Here is an 18,549-nt window from a genome sequence, read left to right on the forward strand (position 1 = left end):
TATTTGAAGAATGGATGCGGTTTGGAGGGCATATAGATTGTGGTATAATAGCTTTAGTTAAGGTTAACCCAAAAACAATTACAGAAAGGATCAGGATACCAATGCGTCCCCGAAGGATGATGCCCCAAAGGACAATCTGGAAACGTTATGATCTTTCCTACATCTAGCTCCTCTCGCAGAAAAGTGAAGTCACTTGACGAATGAGACTGACTGCGAAGGAAGCGTGACGAAGATGAATCGAAGGATGAAGTCCTCTATTTGTGATCCCGCAGTCAGTCATAGGCACACTATGCGACAGACGAGAGGGAACAAAGATGAGGAAAAACGAACAATTACGTAACATAGGTTGGATGTTGTTAGGATCAATTTTACTTGCATGTAGTTATTATCACATTAATTTTCAGAACCATCTAGCAGAAGGCGGGTTCGTAGGTTTGGCGCTTATCGGCAAATATACATTTGACTGGTCGCCTGCTCTCACCGTATTGCTGCTCGACATTCCGGTATTTATTGCGGCGTGGTTCTTCAAAGGCCGAACCTTTATTATGAACACAGCGATTGCTACAGGCGTATTCTCGCTTACTTATGAGCTGTGCGAACGGTTTTCGCCGTTTGTGTTTGATTTTGGTTCGAATTTATTGCTTGCGGCGATTGTATCCGGGGTATTAACTGGATTAGGCGCAGGAATAGTGCTTCGCTTCGGCGGCGCAACAGGTGGCGATGATATTGCAGCGCTGTTTATAAGCCGTATGACGAAGTTGAGCGTAGGTACTGTATTTATATTGATTGATGTCGCGGTATTACTTGTGTCCATGTTCTACCTGCCGCTTATGGATACGTTGTATACGATTTTGGCGGTAAGTGTAGCTGGTAAAGTAATCACGTGGACCGTTCAAGCAGGTACGGCACGTCGTCCGGTAAAGGTAACTTCCAAAGTACCACAAGTTCCGGCAGTTCGGCATCAACATGGATAATAGATATTTAATAAGGAACCGTTCGATTGCTGCCTTATGGGGGAGGATCGAACGGTTCTTTTTGCCTTGCGCTGTACATCTGATTATGCCACAATGGGGGTAACTCAGGATGTATGTCGGACGTAATTAACGGGGGAGCTATGGAATACGAGAAAATTAGAAAAAGCATCGAAGCAGCGAAGCTGTATTATTTGCACGACTATAGCCAACAAGATATTGCAAGTCGACTCGGCGTCTCTCGTCCAACGGTATCACGCCTTCTACAGCAGGCCAAGGAAGAAGGTATCGTAGAAATACGTATTATGGACCCGAGGGAAGACAGACAGCAGCTTCAGGAGGAGCTGGAGCAGGCGTTTGGGTTGCAGCAAGCGTTGGTTGCCACGATACCCGCATTTGATGAGCCAATCATTAAACAGTACATTGGGATGCTTGCAGCGGAATACGTGAACAGCATCGTCAAGGATGGAGACATCATTGGCACGACTTGGGGAACGACGTTATATCAGGTTGCTGCGCATTTGGAGTACAAAGCATTAAAAGATGTGCAGATCGTACAGCTCAAAGGGGGCGTCAGCCATTCCGAACAGAAAACATATGCATCTGAGATTTTACATTTGTTCGGGCAAGCCTATAACGCAATGCCGTATCATCTGCCGCTGCCAGCTATTGTGGACCATGTAGTCGTAAAGCAAGCAATTGAGGCAGACCGCCATATCCGGAGGCTGCTGGATTTGGGCCGGCAGGCGAATATAGCGCTGTTTACAGTAGGTGTGCCGGATGCAAGTGACTCGTTATTGTTCCACCTAGGTTATTTTACAGAAGAAGATATTCAATTATTGTCCCAGCATGCTGTTGGTGATATCGGATCACGGTTTATCGACAAAGAGGGACGAATTTGCAACGAGCAGTTAAACGCAAGGACGATTGGAATTGAATTGGAAGAGCTCAAGCAGAAGGAAAAATCAGTATTAATTGCGGGCGGGGCCCAGAAGGTTGATGGGATTCGCGGAGCTTTACAGGCGAAGTATGCCAATGTGCTAATTACAGATCAGTTTACGGCAAAGCTGCTGTTAAATCGGGATAGTCTGAATTAGCTGCCCAACTCTTTCATAAAAATAGATCATACAAGAGATACTGTTTGAAGGCAGTATCTCTTTTTGTGTTTGTGTACATAAATAAATATTTACATTTTGAGTTGTTATGATTTTACAAATGTTCAACAAGGGGATGTGAGGAGAGAAGGCGTAAGGAAAAAAGGATAAAAAAGTTGAATTGGGAATGAATACGTTGTGGAAACGTTGGAAACAAAGCAATATTGAATAATTTAAGAACATGAAATCGAACGATCTTAACATTTGTTCAAAATAGTATTTACAAAAGTTCAAATGCTTAGTATATTACATTCGTAAGGCGCACAAAATTGCGGGCGTGCGAATCAGGGTACTGATTAGCGTGTTACACGTTAGAAAGTAAGCGCTATTATAAAGCAAAAATAAAGCAAAACATTAAAGAGCTGGAGGCTATAGAATGAAATTTGTGTATGCCCTGTTAGGACTGCTGCTTGTCTTTGGACTGGCGTATGCGGTCAGCAACAACCGCAAAGGTATTCGTTATAAACCGATACTTGCAATGATTGTTACGCAATTGGTGCTCGGATTTATCGTATTAAATACGGAAATCGGGATTGTGCTCATTAAATTTGTATCGGGTCTCTTTGACAAGCTGATGCAGTTTGGTATAGGCGGCGTGGAGTTTGTATTTGGTGGTTTACAAAATGAAGGAGCTTCTACATTCTTCTTAAACGTATTGCTGCCAATCGTCTTTATTTCGGTACTGATCGGAATATTAAACTTCATTAAAGTACTGCCCTTTATTATCAAATACGTCGGATTAGCTTTAAGCAAGATAAACGGCATGGGCAAGCTGGAAAACTACGTTGCGGTGTCCGCAGCCGTGCTTGGCCAATCTGAAGTGTTCCTGACAACAAAAAAACAATTAGGACAAGTGTCCAAGCAGCGACTTTACACGTTGTGTACATCAGCAATGAGCGCAGTAAGCGTGGCGATTGTTGGAGCGTACATGACGATGCTCGAACCTAAATATGTCGTAGTTGCGATTATATTAAACATTTTCTCGGCTCTTATTATCGCGAGCCTGATCAATCCTTATAAAGTGCCGCCAGAGGAAGATGTTGCGGTTGTACAAGAGGAAGGCAAGAAGGAATCGTTTTTCCAAATGATTAGTGAGAGTATTATGGATGGCTTTAAAGTTGCCATTATCGTTGGTGCGATGTTGATTGGTTTTATCGCATTGATGAATATGATCAACTGGGTATTTGAAGCCATTTTCCAACTATCGTTCCAAAACGTACTCGGTTATATATTCGCACCTGTCGCTTTCTTAATGGGAGTTCCTTGGTCCGAAGCTGTATCCGCAGGCGGTATTATGGCTACAAAGCTTGTCACCAATGAATTTGTGGCCATGCTTAACTTTAAGGATATCGCGAGTGGCATGTCCGACCGCACGGTGGGTATCGTATCTGTATTTTTGGTAAGCTTTGCTAACTTTAGTTCCATCGGAATCATTACGGGTGCTGTTAAAGCACTACATGATAAACGCGGAGACGAAGTGGCGCAATTTGGCTTAAAGCTGCTGTTTGGCTCTACGCTGGCTTCCATTTTATCGTCAACATTAATCGGATTGTTCTTGTAATTACGGTTTCACCGGCAGCGCCGGATCATTATAAACGCATCGTTGGAGAGGATGGCTTATTATGAGAATGGTTGACTTGATTACGAAAAAGCGGGATGGCGGACAACTGACAAAGCAAGAAATCGACTTTATTATTGAAGGTTACACAAAAGGTACGATTCCAGATTATCAAATGTCCTCCTTTTTAATGTCCGTATTTTTTAAGGGGATGACACCTCAAGAAACGGCCGATATGACAATGGCAATGGTGGATTCAGGTGATACAATTGATTTATCCGCTATTAAAGGCATAAAAGTAGACAAGCACAGCACCGGCGGTGTTGGTGATACAACAACGATAGTGTTGGCTCCATTAGTCGCAGCAGTAGGAGTACCCGTGGCGAAGCTGTCTGGACGTGGTCTTGGCCATACTGGAGGCACGGTTGACAAGTTTGAGGCGATCCCTGGCTTCCATGCGGAAATTGACAATGAACAATTTATTAAGCAGGTCAATGAAGTTAAAGTTGCGGTTACAGGTCCTACAGGTAACTTGACTCCTGCCGATAAGAAAATTTACGGATTACGTGATGTGACTGGCACGGTAAACTCGATACCGTTAATGGCAAGCTCGATTATGAGCAAGAAGATCGCTTCCGGATCGGATGCGATTGTGCTTGATGTGAAGGTTGGCGCCGGTGCGTTTATGAAAGACCTGGAGGGTGCCAAAGCGCTAGCAGAAGCGATGGTTGAGATCGGCAGCAACGTTGGCCGCAACACGATGGCGGTCATTTCCGATATGAATCAGCCGCTCGGGTATGCAATTGGTAACGCACTTGAAGTGAAAGAAGCAATTGACACGCTGCGTGGCGAAGGTCCTGACGATCTTCACGAGCTGTGCTTAACACTTGGAAGCCATATGGTATATTTGGCTGAACATGCCAACAGTGTTGAAGAAGCGCGCCGTCAGTTGGAAGAGGCTATTCAGAGCGGCAAAGCGCTGGAAACGTTTAAAGCATTTATAGAAGCGCAGGGCGGCGATGCATCTATCGTGGATGAGCCTGCGAAGCTTCCGGCAGCAAGCTACCAGATTGCGGTGAAGGCGAAGCAGGATGGTTACGTATCAGCGATCGTAGCTGATAGTATCGGTACGGCAGCTATGATATTAGGTGCTGGCCGTGCGACTAAAGAGTCCGAGATCGACCTTGCTGTCGGACTTATGCTGGAGAAGAAAATTGGCGATGAAGTGAAGCAAGGGGATACGATTGTTACGATCCACAGCAACCGCGAGGCAGTAGAAGATGTGATTGAGCGTATTTATGAAGCTTATACGATTACAGGCAGCAAAGTGGGGCGTCCAACGTTAGTTCATGCTGAAATTCATTCCAAGTAAGCTGCCGCATAAGAAAGCAGCAAGTAAAATATAATCCAATTGAGTGGAGGAACCTTACATGAATACGGAACAAATTGCACGTTTGATCGATCATACTTTATTAAAGCCCGATGCTACACGTGATGCGATTGTCCGCCTAGCGGAGGAAGCAAAGCAGCATCATTTTGCATCGGTATGTGTAAACCCTGCTAATGTAAAGACCGCTTATGAAGTATTAAAAGATACGCCTGACGTCAAGGTGTGTACAGTAATCGGTTTCCCGCTTGGGGCTTCAACACCTGAGGCGAAGGCATTCGAGACCCAGGATGCGATAGCTAATGGAGCTACAGAGGTAGACACTGTTATTAATGTCGGCGCGTTAAAAGACAAGCTGGATGAGCTAGTAGAGCGTGACATTCGTGCAGTAGTAGAAGCAGCAAAAGGTAAGGCGCTTGTTAAAGTGATTATCGAAACGTGCCTGTTGACAGATGAGGAGAAAGTTCGGGCTTGTGAGCTGTCTGTACGTGCAGGCGCTGACTTTGTGAAGACGTCAACTGGTTTCTCGACAGGTGGCGCAACAGCGGCTGATATCGCGTTAATGCGCAAGACTGTTGGGCCTGACGTAGGTGTTAAAGCTTCAGGTGGTGTACGAAGTGCAGAAGATTTTGCAGCAATGGTACAAGCGGGCGCGAGCCGGATTGGAACAAGCTCTGGTATTGCACTAGTGAAGGGTGAGCAGTCTAATTCAGCTTATTAAGCCGGGTGTAAAGGTGCTCATAAAACGATAGAATGGCAGGAGCTGTTTTTGGTGTGTGTGACCAAAGGCAGCTCTTTTTTTGTGAACACACGTGCATAGTAGAAATAGGATTGGTTATGGAAATATAAAACAATCGGTTCCATTCAGAATGCATGTTCGCCCATGTATGCGCATATGTTTGTAGTATACAGGCATTATGATGCGGATGGAGGCGTTAGAATGGAAGCGATCATCAAGGCCATGTTGGAGAAGCTGCCCCCTTGGGGTTATCATTTGTTTACTGTGATCATTTCAGCGGGCATTTTATTTTATTTTTTTAAGACGATGTATATTAATAAAAAATTAAGTGACATGGTATCGGATGTGATGACAAGAGACGAGCGCATGCAGACGTATCAGGAAAAGTTGGATACGTTTCGTACAGCACAAATGGATAGTGAGCACGCTGCGCAGCAATGTCTTTCCGCGTTGCGCAACTTGAAGACATTCACAGATACGTGCAGTGACCTGCGCATGCTATTGGACCCTTACATGGCGCTGACAGAGTCGGCCTTTTTGTTGCAGCGGATGCTGGACATGCTTGCAATCGATATGAAGATGAAGCCAGGCGGTCACCATCGCTGCGGGATATGGTTGTACGCAGATCAGACGTTAACGCTTCGTTTTGCGTCTGCCGGCTTCCCCAAAAAATATGTTGGCGAGCGGCAGCTGCATGTGGACCGTTCTGTAGCAGGTCGCTCTTTCCGTAAACAAACGGCTGTTCATTGTGCTGACGTCAAAAAGGATGAGGACTGGGAGCGTAATCCAGACTCGAAAAGCCCATATCAATCGCTGCTCTGTCTTTCGTTAGGCGTGCATGGCGTATTAACGATCGATGGGCTGGAACCTTTCCCTGAAGCAGGCAGAGCTATTGCGGATATGTATGCCAGTCTTATGATAGGCGTACTTGCGGACCATGCAGCTGCATTCCAGCTTTGGGCAGCATCCCGATTGGAAGAACAGGGGGACAATGTTACCGCATAAGTGAAAAATGGCAGAGTGGATAGGTGCATAGGAGGTAGCCGTACAGACTTTATGCTGATGAAGCGAACTCGCTATAATGACGCTTAACCCTGCTTCTTATGTGCTGTCTTTGATAAGAAGGGTTGGTAATTGTTACTACCAACTGATATGATAATATGTACATTTGAAGTACACATTTCTTAATCAGAGACGGAGAATCGTAGATGTGGAGAAACCGAAACGTATGGATTGTATTAGCGGGTGAATTTATTGCAGGGTTAGGCATGTGGACCTCTATTATTGCGAATCTTGAATTTATGCAGCAGCATGTTCCATCTGACTTTATGAAGTCACTTATTTTATTTACAGGCTTGTTAGCGGGAATTATTGTCGGACCTCTAGCTGGTAGAGTCGTTGATTCGAATCGTAAAAAGAAAGTGTTGATTATAGCCGGAATCGGCCGGCTAATTAGTGTGTGCTTTATGTTTTTGGCGCTGGCCTTTGACTCCGTGGCATGGATGGTCGTGTTCGGAATCGCGCTGCAATTGTCGATGGCTTTTATGTTCCCAGCGTTGCAGGCGCTTATCCCGCAAATCGTATCAGAGAAGGATTTAATGACACTGAATGGTGTGTTTATGAATGCCTCGACGATTGCACGTATATTGGGAACGGCGCTTGCAGGGGCACTGCTGCTTGTTATGAGCTTGTACACGTTGTACTTATGTTCCTTTATTGCCTATGCGTTGCTGCTTCTCTCCACGTGCTTCTTGAAGGTGGACGAGGAGATATCAACTGACAAATCAAGCAAGAACAATAGCAAAGGCGCATTTAAAGAGATGATTCCTGTATTAAAAACAATGCCGGTCGCGATGATGATGTTAGGTATTTCATTGCTGCCGATCTTGTTTCTTGGTTCGTTTAATTTGATGGTCATTAATATTAGTGAACTACAAAATAGTGTTCAAATTAAAGGGTTATTGTACGCAGCTGAGGGCATTTGCTTCTTTATTGCCGCGTTGTTTGTCAAACGTATAATGGGGAAAGGTAGTACATTAAAAAAGCTGTTTGGATTATCGGTCGTAATTGCAATTTCGCAATTTTTGTTATTTTTTGCAGACATTCCTGTCATCTCAATCGTGTCGTTTGGTCTGCTCGGATTTGCTCTAGGTTGTTTTTTTCCACTCGTTGCCACTTATTTTCAAACGGGAATCCCAAAGGAGTATCATGGTAGATTTTTCTCGCTGCGCGGCATGTTAGAGCGGTTGTTATTCCAGGTTGTTTTGCTGTCATCTGGATTTTTCTTGGATACGATCGGATTAAAATATATGGTGCTAATCTTTGGGGCAGTATCCATTGCGATCGTGCTGTATAGTATATTTCAGGCTAATCGGTTGTCCGCATATAAACTGGAAGCCGCTAGCTCCGCTTCATAATTCCATCATTGCATTGCAGATGTGAACACTTATGACTTGTTGCTCCGTTGGAGTTAACAGGTCTTTTTTATTTATGAATGCTGTGTCACGTCTCGACTACTTGATTACTCGCTTGCAAAAGCTTTAAGCGGAATGGAACAACGGTAAACGTACCCAAATGATCAATGACGAATCTGTAGTGTGAATTGCGGGCAAACTGAGTTAGACGTTGAACTTATTCCCATTTCTGATGTTCAGACCGTCGAAATAAAGAGAGGTTGAACATAGAAAGTAAGGGGGCTATGCGATGAGATTCGGATTAAAGTGCACGCTTCGAACTAGCTTGTTACTAAGTTTACTAACAATAAGTACATCAGGCTGTTTGTGGCCTGACTCACAGGCTGTATCCGTTGATCATAAACCAAGCCAATTTAACGGATATATTGTGACACATCAAGTAAAAGAGGAGCGGGTGCTGTTTGTTTGGGGGAAAATCCGCACACAGGAGTTGGAACATAAATCGGTCGAGCAAGTTGTCGAGATCGTCAAGCCGAATGCGCTTTGGGTGGATATTCGTTCTATTCCACAATCATTTAGTTCAGGCGACAACGTTAAATTATGGATATCCGAACGTGATGGCAGCGTTTATCCAGGTACGGCCAAAGCGATCAGATTGGAAATTATAAGCGGATCTAATTAAGAAGCAGCTGCGTATGAAGGAAGCTGCTTCTCCAATTGGAGCCCCATCGCGATACGAAGATGAAAGTAGGCTTCTTTGTTACATCAGTGCAATGACAAGAAGTTCAAACAACACTAAAGGTAAAATAACGTTGTTGTAATACGGATTGTAGGCACGGTAAAAATCATAGGGACTAGCATGACCGTAGGGGTGACACCCGCAAGGCTGGACAGGCATGGATTGTGCAGGCGTCTGATACATGTATGCCATATCGAGTGTATAAGGCATAGGTTGTTGGGGCTGTGGCTGGCCTGCAATACTTAAATGAAGGATGCTGCCATGGAGATTAACGATGACACCTTCATATGTTTTGCCGTCAATCGTTGTAATTTTGACGTGAGAGTTAACATAAGGGCTAATAGCTTGCTGAGCTCGCTCGCGCACGCCTTTCAGATTGGTAACGGTGTTTGGTGTGGCTTGATACACCAGTACAGCCTCGTTAGCATTGGATGACATAAGGATAACCTCCGATGTTGTAAATAGGAATAATGTATCGTATGCGTTAGCCCAAGGATAGGTTCTCGGTGCAGCAATACGAGAGTAGAGATGAATTGTTTTATAAGAGTGTGTATAATATGACATATAAAATAGATTGGATTCCGAGGTGAACAGGCAGAAATGAATATGGTAGAGGGAGTATTAATAATTGCCTTTGTGATGGGGCTCGGCATAGTAGCTGCAAGCTTATATTTTTACAAGTTGGCGGTTAATCGATCAAGCAAATCGTTTTTGTCTGGTGACCCGGATACAGAAATGGCGAAAAAATGGAAACGGCACGCAGAAGCGAATCAGGAGTGGTTAAGCCGTCAAAGCTATGAAGATGTAGAAATTCAATCGTATGACGGATTGAAGCTGCACGGTTACTATATGGCGGCGCAGCAGCCGACCAATAAAGTAGCCATCCTAGTACATGGCTATTCCGGACAAGGGCGCGACATGGTATCTTATGCAAGTATTTATTATGATTCATTAGGGTATAACGTGCTTATGCCGGACAATCGGGGACATGGTCTGAGCGAAGGCCATTACATTGGATTTGGCTGGCACGATCGCAAAGATTATTTAAAATGGATTGATTATGTCATCGCTCGTTTTGGTAACGAGGTGGAACTCGTTTTGCACGGGGTATCTATGGGAGGGGCGACCGTACTCATGACCAGCGGTGAAGAACTGCCGGAACAAGTCAAAGTGATCGTGGCTGATTGTGCTTATACGTCTGTGTATGACCAATTGACCTACCAGCTCAAACAGATGTTTAGGTTGCCGAGCTTTCCGCTTTTATCTACAACCAGTCTGGTGTGCAGATTGCGTGCAGGCTATTCTTTTAAGGAAGCAACTGCGCTGAAGCAAGTAGAGCGTGCCAAGACGCCGATCTTGTTTATACATGGAGAAGAGGATACGTTTGTTCCGACGCAGATGGTATATCCGCTGCATGAGCGATGCAATAGCGAAAAAGAATTGTGGATCGTGCCTAAAGCCGCTCACGGTGCCTCGATACTTGAGGATTACGAGGGATATGTGGAAAAAGTAAAAACCTTTGTGAATCGTTATATTCCCGTATAACAATACATTTATATCGTTACCGCAATGGGTTTGATCCGACTGTAACAAATGGTAGATCAAGTTTGTATGTCATTAGTAATCGTAAAACCAAAAGGACAGTTCTGTCCTTTTGGTTATTTTTTTGCGTTTTGCTTGATGCATCAATACATCAAGTGACCAAACTTGCTTTGTACATGAAGGAAATCGCGTAAGTGCTAGTAGAGGCAACGGTGCTTAATGTAAATGATGCCGTTAACTCATAGCTCATTAGCGTAGAATGTACCCTCCGTCTGGGAACAGGGTGCTTCCTGTTGTGTAACCATTTGTCATCAAATAAATGACGGTATGTGCAGCCTCAGCAGCTTGCCCGACTCTTCCTAGCAGATTCATGCTAGTATAGGCATCGTAAGCTTGGTCTCTTACTTCCTGTGCAGCCCCTTCCCAATTAAACGCTGTATAAATCGTGCCTGGGGAAATTACATTTACCCGCACCGGTGCAAGTTCAACGGCTAACGCTTTACCCAAGCTTTCGATGGCTCCGTTACAGGCAGCATAGGAGGCGCCATCAGCAAGCGGTCGTTGACCAAAAGCCCCCGACATCAGCACAATTGAACCGTCTGGGTTCAGATTAGACGCTGCATATTTTGCCGCATTGTACTGGGGCCAAAATTTAGCGTCAAAACAACTGTGTGCTACCTCCGCATGAGAGGAAATTGGACCTCTTACATAGGAGGCGCCAGGAGTAAATAAGTGATCAAATTTGCCAATCTGCTCAAAAAAATGTTGTAGCTCTACTTCGTTTTGATTGTCTAAAGGGAAGGCTTCTACTGCATCGCTGTTTAAATATCGGGCAGCGGTATTCAGCTTCGCTTGTGAACGTCCTGCAATAATAACATGTGCTCCTTGTTCGACAGCTTGCTGGGCAGTAGCCAGACCGATGCCTGAACTGCCTCCAATGATGACTACACGTTGATTTTTTAATGAAATGACGGGCATGTATATGCGCTCCCTCTCCATCATGATACACCGTCAGATATAGAACTGCTGACGGCGTGCTTTTCTTATTATTGAGCACAGCGGGGCTGCTGCAAAGTACGCACTTTATTCGTACTTACTACGAATATTCGTACTATGGGTATCCTGTGTGCTGCTAATTACTAGGAGAACACACATTAGTCGTGCAACATAAAAAATCATTTTGTATGATGGACGTAGAGATGAGGTGATCTGATGAATAGAAACGATCAGGAGCCACGACTATCAGGCGTCCTTACAACACTTGATATCGTCGGTGGAAAATGGAAGCCGCTTATTTTATTTATACTGTTGGTGGAGGGTACTAAACGGTTTGGCGAGCTGACACGGATGATCCCAGGGGTTTCACAAGGAACGTTAGCCAAGCAGTTGCGTGAATTGGAACAGGATCAACTAATCGAACGCGTAGTTTATCAGGAAATACCCCCACGAGTGGAATATAGCGTGTCCGAACATGGCCAGACTTTTCGAGCTGTACTAGACAGCATGTGTGCTTGGGGAAGATCGCATACACAATATATGAATACGGATGAAGAGGATCAGAAAGGCGCGGATGCAGAAAAAAGCAGTCATTAGCACAGCAAAGCGGCTCGAAGTCCATAGAACTTGAGCCGCTTTGCTGTGTCCTATTGAATTGCTGCAGGAAGTGCCTTGCGTAGATTTAATTTGCCTGCTGTGCTCCTATTATCGTTATACCGTACTCATGATCATTGCACGCGTGACCATAGGGCAGGTACGATGGACGGCTCCCAACCTGTCAAAGCAGTATGTGGCTGTATACATTTGTATACGAATCCCCCATAGGATACAAGATCACCTGCTTTGTAAGCAGTGCCTGCCCGCCACGGATTAGTTCCAGTATCTTTGTCAGGCAGTTTTGTCGACACTGGTGAGCTGTGCGGGGACACGTTCCCCTGCGCATCTTTAGCCCTGACTGTAAACGTATAGGTTTGACCTGGTGTGAGTCCGGTTACCGTGTAATTGGTGGCTGGAATAGTGGCGATAAGGTTCCCTTGATTAAATAATTCGTACTGTAGACTAGCCGCAGCACCGTTTGGATCCATCCATGTTAGACTGGCTGTATCGTATGTGACACCAGTCACTGTTAGTTGCTCAGGTGCTTTCAATACGACAGGCTCTATACCGCCTGGGACGATTTCGGCATTAAGGCCTGACACCACTAATGCGAATGGTTGCGTGCCGCCTTGCGGTACGTTGTACCCTTTAACGGTCACAATGTAATCGCCAGTTGATGGTGTGTTCACATAAACGTTTTCAACGTTGTTAATATGGTCGGCACTGGCACACGTAGAACTTGCTGTGTTCTGCACGAAGCAGTTGCCTTTTAGTATTTCTTGATTTGGAGCTTTTACTTCGAGATCGAGGTCGTTTACTAATTGCTTGCTTGCTTGGACAGCCCCTTGGTAATCGCTCCAAACGAGAGAGATTTTTAAGGGTTTGCCTGCTGTAGATTTCACACGGTAGGATACGGAGCCGTTTGTATTTAATCCGGCTTGGCTGTCAATAAAGCCATTTTGTCTTCCATCGGTCGGGGTAAGCGAGTTCACTAAATTTACACGGCCCCAGCCAGTCTCTCTGCTCATCCAGCCATAACCTACATCTTCTGCTCCGTTAATGAGTGTAGCTTTAATAAGTGCTGATGATGGTATTACTTGCTTATTTTGAATATAAAATTGCCGTACGATAGCAGCCGAACCAGCAACGGCTGGAGTGGCCATAGAAGTGCCAGATAAGCTGGTGTAATAATTGTTAGGGTTAGGCGTGCGGGTTGAAGCGGAAGAGCGTGCGGATATAATGTTGGAACCGGTTACAACAAGATCTGGCTTAATTCTTCCATCCACAGCATAACCTCTGCTGGAAGTTGAAGCGATTAGATTTGGGTTGGACTTTTGTAAATTACCAACCGTGATCGTGTTTTTAGCATTGCCAGGAGTTGAGATGGTGTTATTTGCGCTGCCGTCATTTCCAGCTGCGAACAGAACCGTGAAGTCCTTGTTGTTAAACGTAAACTCATCAACCCGTGAAGAATTGGCGTTATACGAGTAATTCAAACGGGCTCCCCAGGAGTTAGTATGGATGGCTGCTCCTTGCTGCTTCGCAGTGCCGAACAAATCGCGCACATCGCCAGGGCAGATGGAATCTCCGCCGCAGCCAATCGCTTGAAACAACAGCTTGGCGCCAGGAGCGACACCTTTGTACTTACCGTTAGACATGGCTCCGTTGCCAAGTACCGTGCCTGCTACGTGGGTACCGTGACCGTTCGTGTCCGACCAGGTTCCGGTTGATGGATTCGGAGCTGGTGTGGCATGAAGCTGTCCCTCGAAATCCTTGTGCAGTGTGCTTAAACTTCCTGAATCCAGACCGCTGTCAGCCACGCTAACCACTTGGCCGTTGCCTGTCCAGCCTTTGCTCCACACACCCGTTGGTGTAGAGGCGTTTATTTGATTCGTAATAAAGTCATTGGATATTCCGTATTGTGGCTTTTGTTCAACGAAGGTTACATCTGGATGTTGAAGGACTAGAGGAATTTGTTCGTCGCGAAGTTTGGCTTCGATGAAGCCTTGCTGCACATCGGTAATTGTTATTGCTTGTTGCTGCAACGAAACGGCTACTTGAGATTCGCTGCCTTTAAATATGGAGATGACGTAATGGTTAGATTGGCTGTGCGCTGAAGATAGGGTGGTGCCGTCCTTCCACTGGGCTTGAAATGGAGTGACGTTGTAAATGAGCTCGTTTGCGGCGAGGATGCCGGCTTGTTGTGGATTCATACGTACGAGATAAGCGTAGTCGGGAAGATAGTCTCCAATCTCCGCTCCAGTCTGAAGCAGCAACTGCTTGGATGCCTCCGTTATGACGTCTTTAAATTGAACAACGTACAATTTACGCTCCGTGTTGCCATCTTCCTGCAGAAGATCGTCGTTCCATGTTCCCTCTTGCAGATTGACACTGCCTGTCCTCAGATGGAGTAGTCTCTCAGAAGATCCGCTCATCTCAGATTTCTCGTATGCCCCGACTGCTGAGGGCATCAGGCTGAGCGCCATAGCAAGCGATAGAACAAGGGAAAGTATTCTTTTGTTTTTCATTTTTCATTAATTCCTCCTCTATGAAATGGGTATACTGCCGTAATCGCGGTTAACCAAATAACATCATCACTCCTTTTGAATCGTGATTACATTTTCGCACCATTAACGTTCAACAAAAATTCTTAATAGGTTAATAATTTGGACAAAAATGTATATTGACATCTTATTAAAGATCATATTGGATTTCAATAGTTTTCCTGTACTTTTTAATGTTTTTTTAATATTTTGTAAGAGAGCGGATCTATAAAGAGTGAATACTAAGCACATCTATGTGTGTTTTGGTATATCAAGATTGACCGTTGTTTATATGTGGATTGGTTCATTTGTTATTCGGACTAAAATAAACCGGAGGTCAAGATAAACATAAATTAACTTTGCAGTAAGTATAAGTAGCTTGGTGAATGACATCTGACTTAGAGCTTGATATTCAGCAATAGGCTGCCGTCTACAACCTTGAATGCTTACAGAAGAAATTAAACGACCGTTCCCCAGTAGAGTATCGGGAAACGGCCGCAGCATACAGGCGTCTCTTTTGTTTACTTGACAGGGGGGAATATCGATATCGAAAATATCAGCTGCTTTGTTGAATCCCTCCATATAAATTGAATAACTTGTGAATGGTATAGATATAAAACCGAATCAATAAAGATTGAGGGGAACTCAGCATAATGGTATTCTGCTACCTGTAATAAATGTAATAGAGTCTGTAAAATACGAATAGTGAAGGGTACTTTTTTAATTTTGGGAGTGATAGAAATGAACATTTGGGAGACGGCTTTTGACCCCAATAATGATTGTATTACCACATCAGATGATAATAGTTCACCGTATGAACATTCTGAAATGTACAAAGGGGTAAGGATACGAGATAACTGGGTTCCTTTCGATGTGTATACCTACCAAGAAGGGAAACATAGGGACTTTATTAACTATTTTGGTGGTCTACCTGTAGTAAGTAAGAAGACATTTGAATGTTTGGAACCACATTTGAAAGAAGTAGTAGAGTTTTTACCGTTGAGACATCCCGAAGAAGAGATGTATGTTATGAATATAGTGAATGTAATTGACGCTTTAGACTATGAAAAAACAGCAATAAGAGTGTTGCCTTGTGGGAGTATGGAATATTTTGATAATGTCTATTTTGTTAAAGATAGAATTAAGGCGGATGAATATATTTTTAAAATCCCTGAAACGGTTACATCAAGACCCTTTGTGACAGATCGCTTCATTGAACTGTTAGACAAATATAATATAAAAGGTCCACATCTTAATTTTCGGTGGAGTTATGAATCAACATGTGGTATCTCAGATACTCAAATAGAACAATACTATAAGGTATTAAAAAAATTACGGACTCAAGGAAACCAAGAAAAGTTCACATTCTCACAAGCCTTAATGGAAATTAAATCGAACAAAACATACAGAAGCGGTGAATACAAGCTTCGAATCCAGTATGGAGATGTTAGGCTTGGGACACTGACCAATGAATGTAAAATTGCTTGGAGGCGTCTTCACTACATCACGCCTAAATTAGAAGGACTACTATGGCATGAGGATGACACTAATGATTTTGGTGAATTTGTATAAGGGATGAAAGAAATAAGCAGCCCTCCTTTTTTACTGTTTGATTGACGGGTGGAAATCATTGTAATACATTAATGGTATTCAATCGCCTTGACAAATAAAAGAAGGGAATGGTGCGTGATGATCAAGAAAGGCATATCAAGGGTGATTATACTTTTGTTACTGTTTAGCTTTTCGTTAGGGACAAACGCAGGAGTATTTTCTTCTAACGCAGAAGCTGCCTCAAGTAGTGCGACGTTTAACTGCACCAGTTATGGTGTGACCACCATTGTGCCGATCGGCACAACGCTGCCTGCTGGCTGGATCATTTCGCTGAAAAACGGCGACACGTTTACTGCCAAGTGCTTACTCGGTGGTGCGACAGGTGTGACGGCCGTTGCTATGCTTGGTTCTGCGATACCGAGCGGATGGGTGGTCATCAATCAAACAAGCACGTATGTTACCCTTAAAAATGCAAACGGAGCCAGTTATGGTGAAACTTACACGGTCGTCCCGATCTCGCCGCTGCCTGCTGGTTGGGCAATGATAAACAGAACGGACAGTACGGTGTGGATCAAAAACCTTAATGGAGCACCCAATGGGGCTCAGGTCACCGTTTTGATTGGCACGCCATTACCAAGTGGCTGGGTGATTGTCAATACAATCGGATCTACGATGACCATTAAGTACGTTATAGGAGCAAGCTTCGGAGAGACTACTACGATCTTGCCGATCTCTCCACTTCCATCTGGTTGGGCGGTCATTAACAAAACCGACAGTACCGTGTGGATTAAAAATCTGAACGGCGCCAGCGTTGGAATGATCGTTGATGTGCTTCCAGGTTTTCCAATACCTGCGGGTTGGACCGTCATAGGGACAGTAGGCACTGTTGTTAAAATTAAATATACAGGATAATGACAGCGTGGAGAGTAATCGCAAGAGGTTGTGAAGCGCTAGTTATATCCGTTATCCTCTTTGTACTGCCAGCAGTCAAACTTCGTGGGTGGAAGCCTTTGTAGAAGGTTACTTCACAGTTGGCCAACCCAGCGGCAGATGTCGTTTAACAAGAATATATATGCTTAAAAGTCGTTTAACTGCGGCTTTTTTTGTTGCGTGTTGTGAATCTAAAAGGCTTTATATCTTGATTGGTGGCTCGGTAGGAAATTAGTGCGTAGTGGAAAAGAGATGGACTTAGTTTTAGTTGTACATTAATAATAAGCATCAGCATAGGAAAGTTTTGAAATAATAACACGTCACCAATGGTACCCAATATTCAAAAAATATGAATGTATAAAAATAATGATATATCATCAAACCCTTGATACATATGGCTTTATCAAACATTAATTGAGCGCCCTATTGCTAGGGCGCTCTCATGGGAGAGGAGAAACCGGACGAAGAGCTTATGGGGAAACGTAAGTCTTCTCCGCGGTTGTCTACGACATTCGATGATGTCGATAATTAAAGGATTGCCCGTACGGGGTGAAATATACCTGCTCCCTATAAAAAAATTACGCAAGCATGAAATGGAAGGTCATACAAACGAGCGACAAGGTATTGCAGCTCATGGAAAGACGCATGTTATGGAGGATGACTTTGACGGTGAACAAGTGGGTCGCCATTACCATTTTGGAGGAGGATGCTTTGTAATGAAATATGTCGTTATTAACACACATCCAAACAACGAAAGCTTTAACTACGCGATACAAGAGACTGCGGTATCGGCGCTACAGGAAGCGGGACATGAAGTACAGCTGCGCGACTTGTACACGCTGAACTTTAACCCCATATTGTCAGTGGAGGACTTTGCAGGATCGAAATCGGGTCAACTTCCTGACGATATTAAGGCGGAGCAGGATTTAATTCGTTGGGCGGACGTTCTGGTTGTCATTTATCCACTATGGTGGGCTTCGCTTCCAGCAATGCTGAAAGGTTACATTGATCGTGTGTTCTCCTATGGGTTCGCGTATTCAATGGATAACAATGGGCTTAATAAACTGCTTGTTGGGAAGAAGGCAATTTTGTTTACCACGATGGGAAATACAGAAACGCATTATGAGGAAACCGGGATGTTTGATTCACTGGCCAATACAGTGGATAAGGGGATTTTTGATTTTGTAGGGATCGAAGTATTGGAGCATCGTTATTTTACTTCCGTCACAACCGTTGATGATGCAGAACGTAAAAAAATGTTAGATGAGGTGAAAACAACGCTTCGTAAACTAGAATCTTAATGCAACTTGGTGGTAAAGCTCCTTTCTATAACTATAGGAAGGAGCTTTATTTAATGAGATAAGCACTGAAGTTTGGACATATTTAATTAGTAAAACGTCTATGTATTCATATGAGCAATTTCTTGCC

16 protein-coding genes are annotated in these 18,549 nt (G+C 44.1%); 13 read left to right on the forward strand and 3 right to left on the reverse strand.

Translation table 11 applies throughout. The features are described 5' to 3' along the window. Positions 1 to 314 precede the first annotated feature (314 nt). From H509_RS24935 to H509_RS0110810, 8 genes are all read left to right on the forward strand, one after another. The gene (locus H509_RS24935; protein ID WP_036696923.1) at positions 315 to 974 is read left to right on the forward strand and encodes a YitT family protein; all 660 of its coding nucleotides are present in this window, start codon (positions 315 to 317) and stop codon (positions 972 to 974) included. A 140-nt stretch (positions 975 to 1,114) separates the two neighbouring features. Then, the gene (locus H509_RS0110780) at positions 1,115 to 2,068 is read left to right on the forward strand and encodes a DNA-binding transcriptional repressor DeoR (RefSeq protein WP_028545092.1); all 954 of its coding nucleotides are present in this window, start codon (positions 1,115 to 1,117) and stop codon (positions 2,066 to 2,068) included. 433 nt (positions 2,069 to 2,501) lie between these two features. Further along, on the forward strand, positions 2,502 to 3,686 hold the full coding sequence (locus H509_RS0110785) for a NupC/NupG family nucleoside CNT transporter (RefSeq protein WP_028545093.1): 1,185 nt from the start codon (positions 2,502 to 2,504) through the stop codon (positions 3,684 to 3,686). A gap of 61 nt (positions 3,687 to 3,747) precedes the next feature. Next, positions 3,748 to 5,055, forward strand: a complete 1,308-nt coding sequence (locus H509_RS0110790; protein WP_028545094.1) for a pyrimidine-nucleoside phosphorylase — start codon at positions 3,748 to 3,750, stop codon at positions 5,053 to 5,055. A gap of 58 nt (positions 5,056 to 5,113) precedes the next feature. Beyond that, on the forward strand, positions 5,114 to 5,791 hold the full coding sequence (deoC, locus tag H509_RS0110795; RefSeq protein ID WP_028545095.1) for a deoxyribose-phosphate aldolase: 678 nt from the start codon (positions 5,114 to 5,116) through the stop codon (positions 5,789 to 5,791). 219 nt (positions 5,792 to 6,010) lie between these two features. Then, positions 6,011 to 6,814 (forward strand): GAF domain-containing protein, encoded by an 804-nt coding sequence (locus H509_RS0110800; protein ID WP_028545096.1) that lies wholly within the window; start codon positions 6,011 to 6,013, stop codon positions 6,812 to 6,814. Between the two features lie 203 nt (positions 6,815 to 7,017). Continuing rightward, positions 7,018 to 8,226 (forward strand): MFS transporter, encoded by a 1,209-nt coding sequence (locus H509_RS0110805; protein WP_028545097.1) that lies wholly within the window; start codon positions 7,018 to 7,020, stop codon positions 8,224 to 8,226. Between the two features lie 286 nt (positions 8,227 to 8,512). Then, on the forward strand, positions 8,513 to 8,905 hold the full coding sequence (locus H509_RS0110810; protein ID WP_028545098.1) for a DUF3221 domain-containing protein: 393 nt from the start codon (positions 8,513 to 8,515) through the stop codon (positions 8,903 to 8,905). 78 nt (positions 8,906 to 8,983) lie between these two features. Here the strand turns inward: H509_RS0110810 and H509_RS0110815 are convergent, their stop codons facing one another. Next, positions 8,984 to 9,400: a hypothetical protein gene (locus tag H509_RS0110815; RefSeq protein ID WP_028545099.1), complete on the reverse strand. Its 417-nt coding sequence runs from the start codon at positions 9,398 to 9,400 to the stop codon at positions 8,984 to 8,986. Between the two features lie 162 nt (positions 9,401 to 9,562). On the opposite strand from H509_RS0110815, the gene H509_RS0110820 reads away from it, so the two are divergent. After that, the gene (locus H509_RS0110820; RefSeq protein WP_028545100.1) at positions 9,563 to 10,507 is read left to right on the forward strand and encodes an alpha/beta hydrolase; all 945 of its coding nucleotides are present in this window, start codon (positions 9,563 to 9,565) and stop codon (positions 10,505 to 10,507) included. 246 nt (positions 10,508 to 10,753) lie between these two features. On the opposite strand, the gene H509_RS0110825 is transcribed toward H509_RS0110820, so the two are convergent. Continuing rightward, the gene (locus H509_RS0110825) at positions 10,754 to 11,482 is read right to left on the reverse strand and encodes an SDR family oxidoreductase (RefSeq protein ID WP_028545101.1); all 729 of its coding nucleotides are present in this window, start codon (positions 11,480 to 11,482) and stop codon (positions 10,754 to 10,756) included. Positions 11,483 to 11,716: 234 nt separating this feature from the next. On the opposite strand from H509_RS0110825, the gene H509_RS24940 reads away from it, so the two are divergent. Next, positions 11,717 to 12,097 (forward strand): winged helix-turn-helix transcriptional regulator, encoded by a 381-nt coding sequence (locus H509_RS24940; protein ID WP_051286948.1) that lies wholly within the window; start codon positions 11,717 to 11,719, stop codon positions 12,095 to 12,097. Positions 12,098 to 12,228: 131 nt separating this feature from the next. Here the strand turns inward: H509_RS24940 and H509_RS0110835 are convergent, their stop codons facing one another. Continuing rightward, entirely contained in the window at positions 12,229 to 14,625 is a 2,397-nt protein-coding gene (locus H509_RS0110835) for a S8 family serine peptidase (RefSeq protein ID WP_028545102.1), read from the reverse strand. A gap of 756 nt (positions 14,626 to 15,381) precedes the next feature. Between H509_RS0110835 and H509_RS0110840 the strand changes: the two genes are divergently transcribed. The 3 genes from H509_RS0110840 to H509_RS0110850 all read left to right on the forward strand — a co-directional run bounded on the left by H509_RS0110840 (position 15,382) and on the right by H509_RS0110850 (position 18,422). Next, entirely contained in the window at positions 15,382 to 16,212 is an 831-nt protein-coding gene (locus tag H509_RS0110840; protein ID WP_028545103.1) for an imm11 family protein, read from the forward strand. A 114-nt stretch (positions 16,213 to 16,326) separates the two neighbouring features. Beyond that, a complete protein-coding gene (locus H509_RS0110845; RefSeq protein WP_028545104.1) occupies positions 16,327 to 17,103 on the forward strand; it encodes a hypothetical protein in 777 nt (258 codons plus the stop codon). A 734-nt stretch (positions 17,104 to 17,837) separates the two neighbouring features. Further along, entirely contained in the window at positions 17,838 to 18,422 is a 585-nt protein-coding gene (locus H509_RS0110850; protein WP_028545105.1) for an NAD(P)H-dependent oxidoreductase, read from the forward strand. Positions 18,423 to 18,549: the final 127 nt, after the last annotated feature.

This window comes from Paenibacillus taiwanensis DSM 18679 (assembly GCF_000425125.1).
Lineage (GTDB): Bacteria > Bacillota > Bacilli > Paenibacillales > Paenibacillaceae > Paenibacillus_B > Paenibacillus_B taiwanensis.

Coding starts and splice junctions, on each gene's coding strand:
- H509_RS0110785 (WP_028545093.1), top strand. CDS start 2,502: ATGAAATTTGTGTATGCCCTGTTAGGACTGCTGCTTGTCTTTGGACTG.
- deoC (WP_028545095.1), top strand. CDS start 5,114: ATGAATACGGAACAAATTGCACGTTTGATCGATCATACTTTATTAAAG.
- H509_RS0110810 (WP_028545098.1), top strand. CDS start 8,513: ATGAGATTCGGATTAAAGTGCACGCTTCGAACTAGCTTGTTACTAAGT.
- H509_RS0110815 (WP_028545099.1), bottom strand. CDS start 9,400: ATGTCATCCAATGCTAACGAGGCTGTACTGGTGTATCAAGCCACACCA.
- H509_RS0110805 (WP_028545097.1), top strand. CDS start 7,018: ATGTGGAGAAACCGAAACGTATGGATTGTATTAGCGGGTGAATTTATT.
- H509_RS24940 (WP_051286948.1), top strand. CDS start 11,717: ATGAATAGAAACGATCAGGAGCCACGACTATCAGGCGTCCTTACAACA.
- H509_RS0110820 (WP_028545100.1), top strand. CDS start 9,563: ATGAATATGGTAGAGGGAGTATTAATAATTGCCTTTGTGATGGGGCTC.
- H509_RS0110825 (WP_028545101.1), bottom strand. CDS start 11,482: ATGCCCGTCATTTCATTAAAAAATCAACGTGTAGTCATCATTGGAGGC.
- H509_RS24935 (WP_036696923.1), top strand. CDS start 315: ATGAGGAAAAACGAACAATTACGTAACATAGGTTGGATGTTGTTAGGA.
- H509_RS0110840 (WP_028545103.1), top strand. CDS start 15,382: ATGAACATTTGGGAGACGGCTTTTGACCCCAATAATGATTGTATTACC.
- H509_RS0110780 (WP_028545092.1), top strand. CDS start 1,115: ATGGAATACGAGAAAATTAGAAAAAGCATCGAAGCAGCGAAGCTGTAT.
- H509_RS0110800 (WP_028545096.1), top strand. CDS start 6,011: ATGGAAGCGATCATCAAGGCCATGTTGGAGAAGCTGCCCCCTTGGGGT.
- H509_RS0110835 (WP_028545102.1), bottom strand. CDS start 14,625: ATGAAAAACAAAAGAATACTTTCCCTTGTTCTATCGCTTGCTATGGCG.
- H509_RS0110850 (WP_028545105.1), top strand. CDS start 17,838: ATGAAATATGTCGTTATTAACACACATCCAAACAACGAAAGCTTTAAC.
- H509_RS0110790 (WP_028545094.1), top strand. CDS start 3,748: ATGAGAATGGTTGACTTGATTACGAAAAAGCGGGATGGCGGACAACTG.